Consider the following 16,292-nt stretch of genomic DNA (forward strand, 5'->3'; position numbering starts at 1 on the left):
GGGTTGGGGTTGCGGGCGCGACCGCCTTGGTCGTGCTCATCAGCCACAGGCTGCGAATGAAGATCCAGATCATGGTCAGCACGGCGATCACCGCGATCAGCATGAACACATCGTTGTAGGCCAGCACGTTGGCCTCGCGGGTGGCGGCGCTGGCCAGGCTGCGGATGCCTTGCAGCTCGCGCGCCTGCGGGTCGGCAATGACCCGGCCGACGGCCGCCCCGCCGCTCTGCACCCGGCCCAGTACCCGCGGGTCCATCAGCACCAGTTGCTCGACGATATGGCTGGAATGGTATTTCTCACGGACGATCTGGAAGGTCCCCAGCAGCGCCGAGCCGATCAACCCGCCGAGGTTCTGGCAGATGCCGAACAGCACCGAGAAGCTCACCAGGTTGCGCGGGTTGGTCAGCACGTTGCGTGTGCCCAGGACCATGGTCGGGCCGAGAAAGAAGGTGCCGCCGAAGGCCAGCAGGAACTGGCTGAAATACATGTTGGCCGGGCGCGTGAGGTTACTGGAGAAGCTGTCCATCACCGAGCCCACGGCCATCAGCGCCAGGGAGATGATCAGCGGCATCAGCAGGTGCGCCGGGTTGATGGTCAGGGCACTGGTGGCCAGGCCCGCGATGCTGCCCAGCAGCATCACCCCATACAGCAGGCGCATCTGCTGGCTGCTCATGTTCAGCGCCTGGAGAAAACCCACGGCGCCGGTGGACTGCTCGGACAGCACCATGCGGATCAGGATTACCGCCAGGGCCAGGCGGATCATCGCCCCGCTGCCCAGCCAGCGGGTCATCAGCATCGGGTTGCTGCGGTTATGTTCGATGGCCAGGCCGGCGAGGATCAGCACGATCGAACCGGCGCTCGCGTAGCCGATCCACGGCGCCTCCAGCCACCAGTCGATGCGCCCCAGGGACAGCACGGCGCAGAGCAGCGCGACGCCGCTGGCGAGGATGGCGAAGGTCAGGAAGTCGAGTTTCTCGAAGGTGCGGAAACGGTCGCCGGGCGGCAGCTTGAGCAGGAACACGCAGCCCAGGGACGCCAGCGCCAGGCCCAGTTCGAACAGGTACAGGCCGCGCCATTCGGCGATCTGCAGCAGGTCTTCGGAAAACAGCCGGGCCAGGGGCAAGGCCAGTTGCGAGGCGCCCAGCCCGAGCACCAGGGCTTTCATCCGCCACTTGGCCGGAAACGCCTGGACCATGTAGTACAGGCCCAGGGAGCTCAGGGCCGCGCCGACCATGCCGTGGGCCGCGCGCACGGCGATGGCTGAACTCAGGTCGTTGACGAACAGGTGGCCGAAGGTCACCAGCGCATAGAGCACCAGGAACACCTCGGTAAAGGCGCGCAGGCCGAACTGCTGGCGAAACTTCACCAGCAGCAGGTTCATCGACACGTTGGTCATCACGTAGGCGGCCGGCAGCCAGGCCATTTCCGCGGTGGTCGCGCCCAGGGCGCCTTGCAGGTACGGCAGGTTGGCGATCACCAGCGAGTTGCCGAGGCCGCCGGTGATCGCCACCAGCAAACCGACCAGGGCATAGGCCAGGCGCTTGTGGGTGGGGTGCAGCGGCGTCGAGGGGGAACCGGGCAAGCTGGGCTTTTCGTGGGGTTGCCAGTTGCGCGGGGCGTAACTATCCATTTATTGACCTTGCCATTGCGTGAGCTTGTCCCATGTCCGCCCAAGTGGCGGACGATCCAGAGTTGTTCCGGGTTGCCCGGCAGTTTGCCGGAACCTGAGGCGTCTTTGTAGGAGCGAGCTTGCTCGCGATAGCGGTGTGCCTGGCTGGCCGCGGTACCCGTATCGCCAGCAAGCTGGCTCCTACGGACCATTTCTTGTGACGTCGCATTTACCATTGCCGCCCCTGCCCCTCTAGAATCAACCTCCCCTTGCGCTCCAGCCGCGGAGACCTCTATGCCCCTGCCTTTTCAGAAGCTGCATGCCAATGGCGACGACTTCATGCTGGTCGATGCCCGCGGGCGCGACAACCCGATCACCGCCGAGCTGGCCAGGGCCCTGGGCGACCGCCATCGCGGCGTGGGTTTCAATCAACTGGTGGTGCTCAGCGATTGCCCCGAGACGGCGGCGCAACTGACTTTCTGGAATGCCGATGGTTCCAGCCTGAGCACCTGTGGCAGCGCCACCCGCGGCGCGGCCGACCTGCTGATGCGCGAAAGCGGCGCAGACTCGGTATGGGTGAAAACCGTGCGCGGCATCCAGCACTGCACGCGCCTGGACGATCAGTCGGTAGCGGTGGAGATGGGCGTGGCGCAATTTGCCTGGCAGGACATTCCGCTGGCGAAGGCCCTCGACAGCCTGGCCCTGCCCCTGCCCGGCGAGCCGGCGGCGTGCAGCATGGGCAACCCGCACTGCACATTCTTCGTCGAGGATGTGCAAGCCATCGATGTGGCCACACTCGGTCCGCGGATCGAGGCGCACCCGCTGTTCCCGCAGAAGACCAATGTGCATTTCGTCCAGGTCATCGACCGCCAGACCATTCGCCTGCGCATCTGGGAACGCAACGGCGCCATCCCTCTGGGCTCCGGCTCATGCTCCTGCGGCGCGGCGGTCAACGGCATCCGCCGCGGCCTGCTGGACAGCCCGGTGCGGGTGCTGTGCGACGGCGGCCCGGTCACCGTCAGCTGGGACGGCCAGGGCAAGGTGCGGCTGGCCGGCAATGTGGTGCAGGTGTTCGGTGGGACGCTCTGCGGCTGATGGTGCCTGGACGGAGCTGTCGCGATGACAGACGGTTCGCAGCAGAACTTTACAAACAGTCCAGAACTGGATAATTTGTCTTAACCCTTTAGAGTGCCAGCCACGCAAGCGGAAATGGGTGACCTGCTGACGGGCAAGTCGAACTCATCCGCAGGGCGAATGACATCACTCTTTTCGTTATGACGGGGTTAGCGCTACAAGACCTGACAGGTGCTCAACTGCTGTTCAAGCAAGCCAATATCGAAGGTATTGGCCACGATATTTCTTGGCCGTGGTAATTCTTTGAGGACATTTTGTTATGCACATCACTCTGCCCACTTATCAAGATGTAGTCGATGCCTCGACGCGACTTGAGGGAGTAGCAAACGCTACGCCAGTCCTGACCTCGCGCACGATCGATGATGAAATCGGTGCCAAGGTTTTTTTCAAATGTGAAAACTACCAACGTACCGGCTCTTTCAAATTCAGGGGGGCATACAACTCCCTCGCGAAATTCAGCGAAGCGCAACGCCGAGGCGGTGTTGTGGCGTTCTCCTCTGGAAATCACGCGCAAGGCATCGCATTAGCAGCATCCCTGTTGAAAATTCCGGCCACTATTGTCATGCCCACTGATGCGCCTGCCGCCAAGGTCGCGGCGACCAAAGGCTATGGCGCCGAGGTGGTCTTCTATGACCGTTACACCGAAGACCGCGAGGCTATCGGCAAAGCCCTGGCCGCCAGGCACGGCATGACGTTGATCCCCTCCTACGATCATCCCGACGTGCTTTGCGGCCAGGGAACCGCCGCCAAGGAACTGTTCGAAAGCGTGGGCCAACTGGATACGTTGTTTGTGGGCCTGGGGGGTGGAGGAATGCTGTCTGGAACAACCCTTGCAACACGCGCGCTATCACCCGGCTGTACCTTGATCGGGGTCGAGCCTGAAGCCGGTAATGACGGCCAGCAATCGTTCAATTCAGGTGAGATTGTTCACATCGACACCCCCGACACCATCGCTGATGGGGCGCAAACCCAGCACCTTGGAAATTACACTTTCCCAATTATCCTGAATGGCGTTGACCGGATTGTAACCGTTACCGACGAAGAGCTTATTTGTGCAATGAAGTTCTTTGCCCAGCGCATGAAAACTGTGGTTGAACCCACCGGATGCCTGGGGCTTGCCGCCGCAAGAAAGTTAAGGAATGAACTTCAAGGTCAACGTGTCGGCATCATCATTACCGGCGGTAACATTGATATCGACAAGTTTGGAAAGCTTCTCCAGCTTTAAGACAGCGCGCTTTATCCATTGAAGAACATCAGGCGTTCAACAGCGCCTGACGGCATCGTCTTGCCGAAATTCAATGAACATATTCAGCCCAATAACATGGCTATAGATATAGCCACAATAAAAAAGAGGTGCACATGAAAAGCCGTCTTCTCGTTAAAGCAATTGTCATTGCGATGATTTCCGGCGTCGTCCTGGGGGGCATGCTTCATAGTCAACTCGATACGGCGGCCGCCAAAGAAGTTGCCGGATACCTGAACCTGGTCACTGACGTGTTTTTACGCCTGATCAAAATGGTCATCGCCCCCCTGGTACTGGCCACACTGGTTACCGGCGTGGCGAGCATGTCGGGAAACGGTTCGATGGGCCGCGTTGGCTTCAAAGCCATTACCTGGTTCATGATCGCGTCCCTGGTATCGCTGTCCATTGGCTTGCTCCTTGCCAACTTTTTCCAGCCTGGAACGGGTCTGAACCTGGCGGTTAGCGGTGACGCAGTGAATAGCGGCCTGAACACTTCCGCCTTTAGCCTGCCGCTCTTTCTCACCCATGTATTCCCTCGAAGCATCATTGAGGCAATGGGTAGCAACGAAGTGCTGCAGATCGTTGTGTTTTCCCTGTTCTTCGGATCCGCACTGGCGTTCGTCAAGGGCAAAGGCCAGTTCATCGTGGATATCCTCGAAGAGCTGGCCAATGTCATGTTCAGGGTCACTGACTACGTGATGTATGTGGCTCCCCTGGCCGTTTTTGCAGCCATCGCCGCCACTATCACCGTGCATGGCCTGGATATGGTCGTGACCTTTGGCAAGATGGTGGGACAGTATTTCCTCGGCTTGGCGCTACTCTGGACGCTGATCACGCTTGCCGGCTATCTGGCCCTCGGGCCCCGTATCAAGGACCTGTTCAAGCACCTGCGTGAACCGCTGCTGATCGCGTTCTCCACGGCTAGCAGCGAGGCCGCGTACCCGAAAACCATTGCCGCCCTGGACAAGTTCGGCGCCAACAAGCGCGTGAGCAGCTTCGTCCTGCCGCTAGGTTACTCATTCAACCTGGACGGCTCGATGATGTACCAATCCTTCATCGTGATGTTCATCGCCCAGGCGTACAACATCGAAATGACGTTCTCCCACCAGATCATGGTGCTGTTGACGCTGCTGGTTATCAGTAAAGGAACTGCGGGGGTGGCGCGTGGCTCGCTGGTCGTCCTGGCTGCGGGCCTGCCGATGATCGGCCTTCCGGAAGCGGGCCTGTTGCTCATCCTCGCCGTTGATCCAGTCCTGGACATGGGGCGCACCGCCACCAACGTCTTTGGCTGCGGCGTCGCTACCGCTGTCATCGGGCGACACGGCAATGAGGACCCGATCGAGACAGCAAACGATACCGAGAAAAGCCTGCAAGCCGTTTAACCGCCCCTTACAAAAAACCATACCCCGCCATTCAATCGAACACCGGGAGCGGATGGGTTGCATCGCCTACCGCATCGGCTCCCCTCTACATAAGGTTACTCATGAAAATTGTAAGCACCGATACCGCTTCCCCTCCTGCCGGCCATTACTCGCAAGCGGTCATTCACCAAGACTCGCTGTACATTTCGGGTCAGCTTCCCGTCAGTCCCGATGGCACTCACAACATCGAAGCCTCGTTCACCGAACAAGCACACATAGCCCTCAGCAATCTGTTGGCGATTCTCAATGCCGCAGGCCGCACTGCCTCTGACTTGGTCAAGGTCACTGTGTATGTGGCGGGCATAAAGCATTGGCCAGCCTTCGACGAGATCTATTGCGAAATGTTGGGCAGCCATCGTCCGGCGCGCGCCGTAGTGCCGGTACCAGAACTGCACCATGGCTATCTGGTCGAGATTGAGGCTGTGGCCCGCATGTAACCCACCGGAGTCGAGGTGCGAAGGCACCTCGATGCCTGGCGCCAATCGCTGGATCGGGAAGCGCCGACTTCCCAAAGGATTGAGGACGATACGTCTGACGCTGATCGTTTCAATCTACCGATCGGGTCAATGCTACCCCGTGTGGCCAGGAGCGGATGAGGTGTCAATCACTTCGTATCGCTATACACCGTTGCGCGCGATACGCCGAGGTGTGAAGCCACCGTCTCCATGGCCTTTCTGATGTCCAGCAGACCGCACTCCTTCAGTTCCTGGAGCAGAGCCCTTCGATCGCCTGCCTTCAGGGCACGGGGAGTAGTGGCCATGCGTGCGGCAAACTGATCGATGCGCGCTCGAATCGACTCTGCCCCGCTCGACTCGAGCGACTCATGGGGACGTTCGCCGCTGAAGGCCCCGAACTGATCGAGCATGCCCTGCAGGCTTCTGAACAGGGTCAGGTCGATATTCATACAGAGCGCGGCCACATAGCGCCCTGTGGAATCCTTGATGCCAATCGATGTGCTTTTGGCCTGGCGGCCATCTTTGAAATGATTGGGATAATTGGCAATTACCTGGGGGTAAGCGGGGTCGGCAATTCGAGCAAGTCCCAATTCGGTAGCGGGATGTCCAACCATCCTGCCGGAAAGATTATTGTGAATAGCCAGTATGGCGTGCTCGGGATCTCGCAGGTCGTGCAGTACCACTTCGCAAAATGGGCTGAAGGTCTGGCTCAAGCCTTCTGCAATTTGCTCCAGCTGACTGATCAGCGCCTGTTGCTCGGGGGTCGTGTTTTTCTTCATAGCGAAGATGTCCAGCAAAGTAGAAGATTTCAATGAGAAGACAATAACAGCCTATGCATGGCTTTTATCAGTGCCTTGGGCTTTGAATGATTCGCTCGAGAAAGAGGCAAGCGCCTGTATTTTACGGGACCTGTTTTTCCTGGTCGGTAGCAGCAGAAGAATCGGAGCGTTCTCAAACGCCCAGTCCGCCAATACGCAGACCCGTGTTCCTTGCGCAATTGAGTCGACCACGGCCCATTGTGAACGGAGAACCAGACCTCGGCTATGGCTCGGTGTGCGACTCAACGGGCAAGCTCATCGCGCTTGAACTTGAACACGCACAGGAAGACCCATCCCGGCTCGATTGGTAAATTTTCTTTAAAGGTGATCTGGCTTCGAGGGGATGTTTCAGGAAAAAGCCTAATGCCAGCCTATCGGCACTTTTTCCTCAAGGAGTGCCACCATGTCCCCCCACAAACACTCGCGCTGGCTCAAGCGCCTGCTCGCCCTCAGCCTGCTGGCGCCGGCCCTGGCGTTCGCCCAGGAGCGTCCTTGGCCGGACGGCTCGCAACTGGTGCTGTCGTTTTCCATGCAGTTCGAGACCGGTGGCCAGCCGGAGGGCGCTGAAAGCCCGTTTTCCGCAAGCCCGCTGCCCAAGGGTTACCCCGACCTGCCGGCCAACACCTGGTTCGACTACGGCTACAAGGAAGGCCTGTGGCGCCTGCTCGATCTGTGGGACCGCACCGGCATCAAGGTCACCTCCCATGTGGTCGGCGAAGCCGCGCTGAAACACCCGGAGCTGCTCAAGGCCATCGCCGAGCGTGGCCACGAGGTGGCGGCCCATGGCATGCGTTGGGCCGACTCTTACAACATGAGCTACGCCCAGGAAAAACAGTTCATCGGCGATGGCGTGGACGCGGTGCAAAAACTCACCGGCCAGCGCTCGGTCGGCTACAACGCCAACTGGCTGCGGCGCAGCCCCAACACCCTGAAGGTCTTGCAGGAGCTGAACTTCACCTACCACATCGACGACGTCAGCCGTGACGAACCTTTCGTTACCCTGGTACGTGGCAAGAAATTCGCCGTGGTGCCTTACACCCTGCGCAACAACGACATCGTGCTGATCGAGGGCCGGCACTTCTCCGCCGAACAGTTCTATCAGCAGTTGGTGTTGGAGTTCGATCGCCTGTACGCCGAAGGCGCGAGCCGGCGGCGGATGATGTCGGTGAGCTTGCACGACCGGATCGGCGGCACGCCGGCGATGGTCGAAGCGGTGGAGCGTTTTATCCGCTACGCCCAGTCCCATCCGAAGGTCAGCTTTATGCGCAAGGACCGGATCGCGCAGATCGTGCTGACGGAGAAGAATCCGCTGATCGATAACACCGAGGCGGCTTACAACGATTGAAGCCTTATGGTTGGGCTCAAAGACGGGGGTCAAGGCCAGGTTCGATGGCGCCCCGTCGATTGTCATCGCGAGCAAGCTCGCTCCTACACACCCCTTGTAGGAGCGAGCTTGCTCGCGAGAGGCCGGGCCTGCCGTTCCCCCATCAACTGCCCAGGGTCAACCCATTGGCCGGCAGCGGCAGCGCGGTCTTGTAGCGCACCTGCTTGAGGGCGAAGCTGGAGCGGATGTTGGCCACGCCGGGGACCTTGGTCAGGAAGTCCATCATGAAGCGCTCCAGGGCCTGGATGGTCGGCACCAGCACGCGGATCAGGTAGTCCGGATCGCCGGCCATCAGGTAGCACTCCATGACTTCCGGGCGGTCGGCGATGGCCTCTTCGAAATGCTGCAGCGCCTCTTCCACCTGCTTCTCCAGGCTGACGTGAATGAACACGTTGACGTGCAGCCCCAGCAGGTCGGCATCCAGCAGGGTCACCTGCTCGCGGATCAGCCCCAGCTCCTCCATGGCGCGCACGCGGTTGAAGCACGGGGTGGGCGAAAGGTTCACCGAACGGGCGAGGTCGGCGTTGGTGATGCGGGCGTTCTCCTGGAGGCTGTTGAGAATGCCGATGTCGGTACGGTCCAGTTTGCGCATGAGACAAATCAACCTGTTTTTTATGTTTATGCAGATTTTTTATCTGCAAATCATCCTGAGCGCAACGAAACAGAGATAAATATTCTCCTTGGCCCGGCCTATGATTGTTGTAGGACAAGATTTCCCTTACCCAGGGAATGACTGTCAGCTAAGCGCGCCCACTACAAGAAATTCACAAGATCGAGCGTAGACAAGCCATGACCCAAGCGTACGAACCGCTGCGCCTGCACGTGCCTGAACCCTCAGGCCGTCCCGGTTGCAAAACCGACTTCTCCTACCTGCGTCTGACCGACGCCGGCACGGTGCGCAAACCCCCAATCGATGTAGAACCCGCCGACACCGCCGACCTGGCCCGTGGCCTGATTCGCGTGCTTGACGACCAGGGCAACGCCCTGGGCGAATGGGCCGAGGGCGTGCCGGCCGAGGTCCTGCGCCAGGGCATGCGCGCCATGCTCAAGACCCGGACCTTCGACAACCGCATGGTGGTCGCCCAGCGCCAGAAGAAGATGTCGTTCTACATGCAGAGCCTCGGCGAGGAAGCCATCGGCAGCGCCCAGGCCCTGGCGCTGAACATCGACGACATGTGCTTCCCCACCTACCGCCAGCAAAGCATCCTGATGGCCCGCGACGTGCCGCTGGTGGACATGATCTGCCAGCTGTTGTCCAACGAGCGCGATCCGCTCAAGGGCCGCCAGCTGCCAATCATGTACTCGGTGAAAGAGGCCGGTTTCTTCACCATTTCCGGCAACCTGGCCACCCAGTTCGTGCAAGGCGTGGGCTGGGGCATGGCCTCGGCGATCAAGGGCGATACCAAGATCGCCTCGGCCTGGATCGGCGACGGCGCCACCGCCGAGTCGGACTTCCACACCGCCCTGACCTTCGCCCACGTGTACCGCGCGCCGGTGATCCTCAACGTGGTCAACAACCAGTGGGCGATCTCCACCTTCCAGGCCATCGCCGGCGGTGAAGCCACCACCTTCGCCGGACGCGGCGTCGGTTGCGGCATCGCCTCGCTGCGGGTGGACGGCAACGATTTCATCGCGGTCTACGCCGCGTCCCGCTGGGCCGCCGAACGCGCCCGGCGCAACCTCGGCCCGACCCTGATCGAATGGGTCACCTACCGCGCCGGCCCGCACTCCACCTCCGACGACCCGTCCAAGTACCGTCCGGCCGACGACTGGAGCCACTTCCCCCTCGGCGACCCGATCGCCCGCCTCAAGCAGCACCTGATCAAGATCGGCCAGTGGTCCGAAGAGGAACACGCCGCGGTCAGCGCCGAACTGGAAGCCGAAGTCATCGCCGCGCAGAAACAGGCCGAGCAGTACGGCACCCTCGCCGGCGGGCAGATCCCCAGCGCCGCGACCATGTTCGAGGACGTCTACAAGGAAATGCCCGAGCACCTCAAGCGCCAACGCCAGCAACTGGGAATCTGACATGAACGACCACAACAACAATATCCAGTTGGAAACCGCCATGACCACGACCACCATGACCATGATCCAGGCCCTGCGCTCGGCCATGGATGTGATGCTAGAGCGTGACGACAACGTGGTGGTGTTCGGCCAGGACGTCGGTTATTTCGGCGGCGTGTTCCGTTGCACCGAGGGCCTGCAGACCAAGTACGGCACCTCGCGGGTGTTCGACGCACCGATCTCGGAAAGCGGCATCGTCGGCGTCGCCGTCGGCATGGGCGCCTACGGCCTGCGCCCGGTGGCGGAAATCCAGTTCGCCGACTACGTCTACCCGGCCTCGGACCAGATCATTTCCGAAGCCGCGCGCCTGCGGTATCGCTCCGCCGGCCAGTTCACCGCCCCCATGACCCTGCGCATGCCCTGCGGCGGCGGCATCTACGGCGGCCAGACCCACAGCCAGAGCATCGAGGCGATGTTCACCCAGGTCTGCGGCCTGCGCACCGTGATGCCGTCCAACCCCTACGACGCCAAGGGCCTGCTGATCGCCTCCATCGAAAACGATGATCCGGTGATCTTCCTCGAGCCCAAGCGCCTGTACAACGGCCCGTTCGACGGCCACCACGACCGCCCGGTAACCCCCTGGTCGAAACACCCCTCGGCCCAGGTGCCGGACGGCTACTACAAGGTGCCGCTGGACGTCGCCGCCATCGCCCGGCCGGGCAAGGACGTCACCGTGCTGACCTACGGCACCACGGTGTATGTCTCGCAAGTGGCCGCCGAGGAAACCGGGATCGACGCCGAAGTCATCGACCTGCGCAGCCTGTGGCCGCTGGACCTGGAAACCATCGTCAAGTCGGTGAAGAAGACCGGCCGCTGCGTGGTGGTCCACGAAGCCACCCGCACCTGCGGGTTCGGCGCCGAGCTGGTGTCGCTGGTGCAAGAACACTGCTTCCACCACCTGGAAGCGCCTATCGAGCGCGTGACCGGTTGGGACACCCCCTACCCGCACGCGCAGGAGTGGGCGTATTTCCCTGGCCCGTCCCGAGTGGGCGCGGCTTTGCAACGGGTCATGGAGGTCTGAATGGGCACGCACGTAATCAAGATGCCGGACATCGGCGAAGGCATCGCAGAAGTAGAACTGGCGCAGTGGCACGTCAAGGTCGGCGACCTGGTGGTCGAGGACCAAGTGCTGGCCGACGTCATGACCGACAAGGCCATGGTCGATATCCCCTCCCCGGTGCACGGCAAGGTCCTATCCCTGGGCGGCCAGCCCGGCGAAGTAATGGCGGTGGGCAGTGTGTTGATCAGCATCGAGGTCGAAGGTGCCGGCAACCTCAAGGCCTCCGATCAGCTGGTCAAGGAACCCGCGGCTATTAAAGAAGCAGCACCCGCAGTAGCAGCGCCCAAGGTCGAAGCCGCGCCAGTGGTCGAAAGCAAACCCGCCGCCGCTTGCCGCCCCGCGCCACAGGCACCGGTAGCCCGCGAGGCCGACGAGCGCCCGCTGGCCTCCCCGGCCGTGCGCAAGCATGCGCTGGACCTGGGCATCCAGCTGCGCCTGGTGCAGGGCAGTGGCCCGGCCGGCCGCATCCTCCACGAAGACCTGGACGCCTACCTGGCCCAGGGCAATCAGCGCGCCCAGAGCGGCTCGGCGCCGTCCGGCTATGCCCAGCGTCATGACGAGGAGCAGATCCCGGTGATCGGCATGCGCCGCAAGATCGCCCAGCGCATGCAGGAAGCCACCCAACGCGCCGCCCACTTCAGTTACGTCGAGGAAATCGACGTCACCGCCGTGGAAGAACTGCGCGCGCACCTCAATGAAAAACACGGCGCCACCCGCGGCAAGCTGACCCTGTTGCCATTCCTGGTGCGGGCCCTGGTCGTGGCCCTGCGCGACTTCCCACAGATCAACGCGCGTTACGACGACGAAGCCCAGGTCATCACCCGCCACGGCGCGGTGCATGTCGGGGTGGCCACACAAAGCGACGTCGGCCTGATGGTGCCGGTGGTGCGCCACGCCGAAGCCCGCAGCCTGTGGGACAGCGCCGCGGAGATCGCGCGCCTGGCTACAGCCGCGCGCAGCGGCAAGGCGGCCCGCGACGAACTGTCCGGCTCGACCATCACCCTCACCAGCCTCGGCGCCCTGGGCGGCATCGTCAGCACGCCGGTGCTGAACCTGCCGGAAGTGGCGATCGTCGGGGTGAACAAGATCGTCGAACGGCCGATGGTGATCAAAGGCCAGATCGTGGTCCGCAAGATGATGAACCTCTCCAGCTCCTTCGATCACCGGGTGGTCGACGGCATGGACGCGGCGCTCTTCATCCAGGCCATTCGCGGCCTGCTCGAACAACCCGCCAGCCTGTTTCTGGAGTAACTCATGCAACAGACTCTGAACACTACCTTGCTGATCATCGGCGGTGGCCCTGGCGGTTATGTGGCGGCGATCCGCGCGGGCCAGCTGGGCATCTCGACCATCCTGGTGGAAGGCCAGGCGCTGGGCGGCACCTGCCTGAACATCGGCTGCATCCCGTCCAAGGCGCTGATCCATGTCGCCGAACAGTTCCAGCAGACCCGCCATCACAGCCAGGGCTCGGCCCTGGGCATCAACGTCTCGGCGCCGACCCTGGACATCGGCAAGAGCGTGGAATGGAAGGATGGCATCGTCGACCGCCTGACCACCGGCGTCGCCGCCCTGCTGAAAAAGCACAAGGTCCAGGTGATCCATGGCTGGGCCAAGGTCGTCGATGGCAAGACCGTGGACATCGAAGGCGCCGACACCCGCATCCAGTGCGAGCACCTGCTGCTGGCCACCGGTTCGAAAAGCGTCAACCTGCCGATGCTGCCGCTTGGCGGGCCGATTATCTCCTCCACCGAAGCCCTGGCGCCCAAGGCCCTGCCCAAGCGTTTGATCGTGGTCGGCGGCGGCTATATCGGCCTGGAGCTGGGCATCGCCTACCGCAAGCTCGGCGCCGAGGTCAGCGTGGTCGAGGCCCAGGAACGCATCCTGCCGGCCTACGACGCCGAGCTGACCCAGCCGGTGCTCGAATCGGTGAAGCAACTGGGGATCAAGCTCTACCTCAAGCACAGCGTCGAAGGTTTCGATGCTGCAACCCACAGCCTGCAGGTGCGTGACCCGAACGGCGACAGCCTGCAGCTGGAAACCGACCAGGTGCTGGTGGCGGTCGGGCGCAAGCCAAACACCCAGGGCTGGAACCTCGAAGCGCTGAACCTGGAGATGAACGGCTCGGCCCTGCGCATCGACCAGCGCTGCCAGACCAGCATGCGCAATGTCTGGGCCATCGGCGACCTCGCCGGCGAACCGATGCTCGCGCACCGGGCCATGGCCCAGGGCGAGATGGTCGCCGAGCTGATCGCCGGCCAGCACCGGGAATTCAACCCGACGGCCATTGCAGCGGTGTGCTTCACCGACCCGGAACTGGTAGTGGTCGGCAAGACCCCGGACGAAGCCAAGGCCGCCGGCCTGGACTGCATCGTGTCGAGCTTCCCGTTCGCCGCCAACGGCCGCGCCATGACCCTGGAATCGAAAAGCGGTTTCGTGCGGGTGGTGGCACGCCGTGACAATCACCTGATTGTCGGCTGGCAGGCGGTGGGCGTCGGCGTGTCCGAGCTGTCCACGGCCTTCGGCCAGTCCCTGGAAATGGGCGCGCGCCTGGAAGATATCGCCGGCACCATCCACGCCCACCCGACCCTGGGCGAGGCGGTGCAGGAAGCGGCATTGCGGGCCCTGGGCCACGCCTTGCATCTGTAAACGCCACACCGGGAGGCAACCCCTGTAGCCGCTGCCGCAGGCTGCGATAAGGCCCCCAGGGCCTTCCAGGATCTCAAGAGCACGTCCTCTTCGAGGCCGATCGCAGCCTGCGGCAGCGGCTACAGGGAACAGCAATATTCGTAGGCGCGAGGCTTGCCTGCGATAGGGCCAGTGAGCACGGCGGGGAAATCGAGCCGTCTGTGCCGGCGCCATCGCGAGCAAGCTCCGCTCCTACAGAAACAGCTCGCCGCGGGGCGACAGGAGGGTTCATGAGCAGGCCAGGTTTTTTTGCTGCCCCTCCCATCGCCCGGGATGCGGTGCCCCCCCGGAATGCAGTATTGTTGTGCCCATCCAAAAAACGTCAGAAGCCTTGAGCCGTTGCGACGGTTGTTAAGCGATAGAGGGTGTCATGGGTAACGAAAGCATCAATTGGGACAAGCTGGGTTTTGACTACATCAAGACAGACAAGCGCTATCTGTCGCACTGGCGGAACGGCGAGTGGGACAAAGGCACCCTGACCGAAGACAACGTGCTGCACATCAGCGAAGGCTCCACCGCCCTTCACTATGGCCAGCAGTGCTTCGAAGGCCTGAAGGCCTACCGCTGCAAGGACGGTTCGATCAACCTGTTCCGCCCGGACCAGAACGCCGCCCGCATGCAGCGTAGCTGCGCGCGCCTGCTGATGCCGCAGGTGTCCACCGAGCAGTTTGTCGAAGCGTGCAAGCAAGTGGTACGCGCCAACGAACGCTTCATCCCGCCTTACGGCACCGGCGGCGCGCTGTACCTGCGCCCGTTCGTGATCGGCGTGGGTGACAACATCGGCGTGCGCACCGCCCCCGAGTTCATCTTCTCGATCTTCGCCATTCCGGTCGGCGCCTACTTCAAGGGCGGCCTGACCCCGCACAACTTCCTGATCTCCACCTACGATCGCGCGGCGCCACAAGGCACCGGCGCGGCCAAGGTCGGTGGCAACTACGCCGCCAGCCTGATGCCAGGTTCGGAAGCCAAGAAGAAGCACTTCGCCGACTGCATCTACCTGGACCCTTTGACCCACTCGAAGATCGAGGAAGTCGGTTCGGCCAACTTCTTCGGCATCACCGTTGATAACAAATTCGTCACGCCGAAGTCGCCGTCGGTACTGCCGGGCATCACCCGCCTGTCGCTGATCGAACTGGCCAAGACCCGCCTGGGCCTGGAAGTGATCGAAGGCGACGTGCTGATCGACAAGCTGTCGGACTTCAAGGAAGCCGGCGCCTGCGGTACCGCCGCGGTGATCACGCCGATCGGCGGCATCGAGTACCAGGACAAGCTGCACGTGTTCTACAGCGAAAAAGAAGTCGGCCCGATCACCCAGAAGCTCTACAAAGAGCTGACCGGCGTACAGACCGGCGACGTCGAAGCGCCAGCCGGCTGGATCGTCAAGGTTTGATCTGACGCCCCCCGGCAGCAAAAAGCCCGCCTTTCACTTGCGTGATCGGCGGGCTTTTTTCATGGGCGCCGAAACCTGTGCCCCTAGCCGAGAGCCGCCACTTCCGGCGGCAGCAGAATGGCGCTTGCCTTGTCCTTGCCGTGATATTTGTCGATCAGGGAAAACAGAATGGCAGCCGTGCGGATATCCACGATCCCGCTGACATTCTCCTGGTTAAAGCGCATCTGAAAGGCTTCCACCACCCTTTCCGGTTGTTGGTCCAGATAGCCATAACCATAGGTTTGCAGCGCCTTCGTGACCTGGACCATGCTCGGCGGCGCCACGCTGAAGCGAGTCAGGTAGTCGTCAATGGTGCGCTCGTCGGGCCAGGCGCCAATGCCGGCTTCGGCAAGCCGTTTCCAGGGAAAGAACGGCCCCGGATCGATCTTGCGCCCGGGGGCGATATCCGAGTGCCCGACGATGTCCGTCGGCTGTATGTCGTACTTCCTGACCAGGTCCCGGGTCAGGCTGATCAGCAGTTCTATCTGGCGCTCGTTGTAGGGCTCGCCCAGCAACTGGCCGGTGTCCTGGTCCCAGCCCGCGTTGACGATCTCGATCCCGAGCGAGGTGTCATTCAGGTTGCTGCGGTTCTTCCACTGGCTCACTCCCGCATGCCAGGACCGGTCGTGGTCATCGACCAACTGGTCGGCCACCGGCAGGCCCTTGTAGGTCTTCGGCCGGTCGGGAATCAGGTAGTTGGCGCTGACGTGTTCCGATCGCGTCAGCGTTTCGAAGGACTGCGCCTGATCGAGCGCGGTGTAGTGCAGGACCAGGAAACGGATCCGATGGTTCTTCGCCACCGCCCTTTCGCCTTTCGAAAGGACGTAGCCCTCTTTCTCCGTAAGCCTGGCCTCGGAGGTGTCTTGGTTGCTGCTGGTACAACCGGTCATCGCCAGCAAGAGGCTTAAGACCGTGGTGTATTTCTTCATGACTTGCCCTTGAACGTTGCTTTCCTTTCCCCGCCTGGCTTGCTGCGTTGCAGGCCTGCGG

At 62.0% G+C, this 16,292-nt stretch carries 14 protein-coding genes; 10 read left to right on the forward strand and 4 right to left on the reverse strand.

Annotated elements, in window-relative coordinates:
- The coding region (locus AC07Y9_RS25730) for an MFS transporter (protein ID WP_102690499.1) at positions 1-1,630 on the reverse strand (1,630 nt) is incomplete at its 3' end.
- A gap of 273 nt (positions 1,631-1,903) precedes the next feature.
- Here AC07Y9_RS25730 and dapF point away from each other — a divergent pair.
- The 4 genes from dapF to AC07Y9_RS25750 all read left to right on the forward strand — a co-directional run bounded on the left by dapF (position 1,904) and on the right by AC07Y9_RS25750 (position 5,844).
- On the forward strand, positions 1,904-2,704 hold the full coding sequence (gene dapF / locus AC07Y9_RS25735) for a diaminopimelate epimerase (RefSeq protein ID WP_102681033.1): 801 nt from the start codon (positions 1,904-1,906) through the stop codon (positions 2,702-2,704).
- A gap of 298 nt (positions 2,705-3,002) precedes the next feature.
- Entirely contained in the window at positions 3,003-3,968 is a 966-nt protein-coding gene (locus tag AC07Y9_RS25740; RefSeq protein ID WP_102681034.1) for a threo-3-hydroxy-L-aspartate ammonia-lyase, read from the forward strand.
- 134 nt (positions 3,969-4,102) lie between these two features.
- Positions 4,103-5,368 (forward strand): dicarboxylate/amino acid:cation symporter, encoded by a 1,266-nt coding sequence (locus AC07Y9_RS25745; protein ID WP_102681035.1) that lies wholly within the window; start codon positions 4,103-4,105, stop codon positions 5,366-5,368.
- Positions 5,369-5,469: 101 nt separating this feature from the next.
- Positions 5,470-5,844: a RidA family protein gene (locus tag AC07Y9_RS25750; RefSeq protein WP_085531471.1), complete on the forward strand. Its 375-nt coding sequence runs from the start codon at positions 5,470-5,472 to the stop codon at positions 5,842-5,844.
- A 167-nt stretch (positions 5,845-6,011) separates the two neighbouring features.
- On the opposite strand, the gene AC07Y9_RS25755 is transcribed toward AC07Y9_RS25750, so the two are convergent.
- Positions 6,012-6,641 (reverse strand): helix-turn-helix transcriptional regulator, encoded by a 630-nt coding sequence (locus AC07Y9_RS25755; protein ID WP_053260966.1) that lies wholly within the window; start codon positions 6,639-6,641, stop codon positions 6,012-6,014.
- Between the two features lie 442 nt (positions 6,642-7,083).
- Here AC07Y9_RS25755 and AC07Y9_RS25760 point away from each other — a divergent pair, with 442 nt between their 5' ends.
- Positions 7,084-8,025, forward strand: a complete 942-nt coding sequence (locus AC07Y9_RS25760) for a polysaccharide deacetylase family protein (protein ID WP_102681036.1) — start codon at positions 7,084-7,086, stop codon at positions 8,023-8,025.
- 142 nt (positions 8,026-8,167) lie between these two features.
- Here the strand turns inward: AC07Y9_RS25760 and bkdR are convergent, their stop codons facing one another.
- Positions 8,168-8,656: a Bkd operon transcriptional regulator BkdR gene (gene bkdR, locus AC07Y9_RS25765; RefSeq protein ID WP_007923098.1), complete on the reverse strand. Its 489-nt coding sequence runs from the start codon at positions 8,654-8,656 to the stop codon at positions 8,168-8,170.
- 197 nt (positions 8,657-8,853) lie between these two features.
- Here bkdR and AC07Y9_RS25770 point away from each other — a divergent pair, with 197 nt between their 5' ends.
- The 5 genes from AC07Y9_RS25770 to AC07Y9_RS25790 all read left to right on the forward strand — a co-directional run bounded on the left by AC07Y9_RS25770 (position 8,854) and on the right by AC07Y9_RS25790 (position 15,263).
- Positions 8,854-10,089 (forward strand): 3-methyl-2-oxobutanoate dehydrogenase (2-methylpropanoyl-transferring) subunit alpha, encoded by a 1,236-nt coding sequence (locus AC07Y9_RS25770; RefSeq protein WP_007923100.1) that lies wholly within the window; start codon positions 8,854-8,856, stop codon positions 10,087-10,089.
- Position 10,090: 1 nt separating this feature from the next.
- The gene (locus AC07Y9_RS25775) at positions 10,091-11,149 is read left to right on the forward strand and encodes an alpha-ketoacid dehydrogenase subunit beta (protein ID WP_007923101.1); all 1,059 of its coding nucleotides are present in this window, start codon (positions 10,091-10,093) and stop codon (positions 11,147-11,149) included.
- Positions 11,150-12,439 carry a dihydrolipoamide acetyltransferase family protein gene (locus tag AC07Y9_RS25780; RefSeq protein WP_102681037.1) on the forward strand — a complete coding sequence of 430 codons (1,290 nt, stop codon included), beginning with the start codon at positions 11,150-11,152 and terminating at the stop codon, positions 12,437-12,439. It abuts the gene before it with no gap.
- A gap of 3 nt (positions 12,440-12,442) precedes the next feature.
- The gene (gene lpdA / locus AC07Y9_RS25785; RefSeq protein WP_102681038.1) at positions 12,443-13,834 is read left to right on the forward strand and encodes a dihydrolipoyl dehydrogenase; all 1,392 of its coding nucleotides are present in this window, start codon (positions 12,443-12,445) and stop codon (positions 13,832-13,834) included.
- Positions 13,835-14,243: 409 nt separating this feature from the next.
- Positions 14,244-15,263 carry a branched-chain amino acid aminotransferase gene (locus tag AC07Y9_RS25790; RefSeq protein WP_102681039.1) on the forward strand — a complete coding sequence of 340 codons (1,020 nt, stop codon included), beginning with the start codon at positions 14,244-14,246 and terminating at the stop codon, positions 15,261-15,263.
- 83 nt (positions 15,264-15,346) lie between these two features.
- Here the strand turns inward: AC07Y9_RS25790 and AC07Y9_RS25795 are convergent, their stop codons facing one another.
- The gene (locus AC07Y9_RS25795) at positions 15,347-16,231 is read right to left on the reverse strand and encodes an N-acetylmuramoyl-L-alanine amidase (RefSeq protein WP_102681040.1); all 885 of its coding nucleotides are present in this window, start codon (positions 16,229-16,231) and stop codon (positions 15,347-15,349) included.
- Positions 16,232-16,292: the final 61 nt, after the last annotated feature.

Source organism: Pseudomonas sp. GW456-L12, assembly GCF_059424045.1.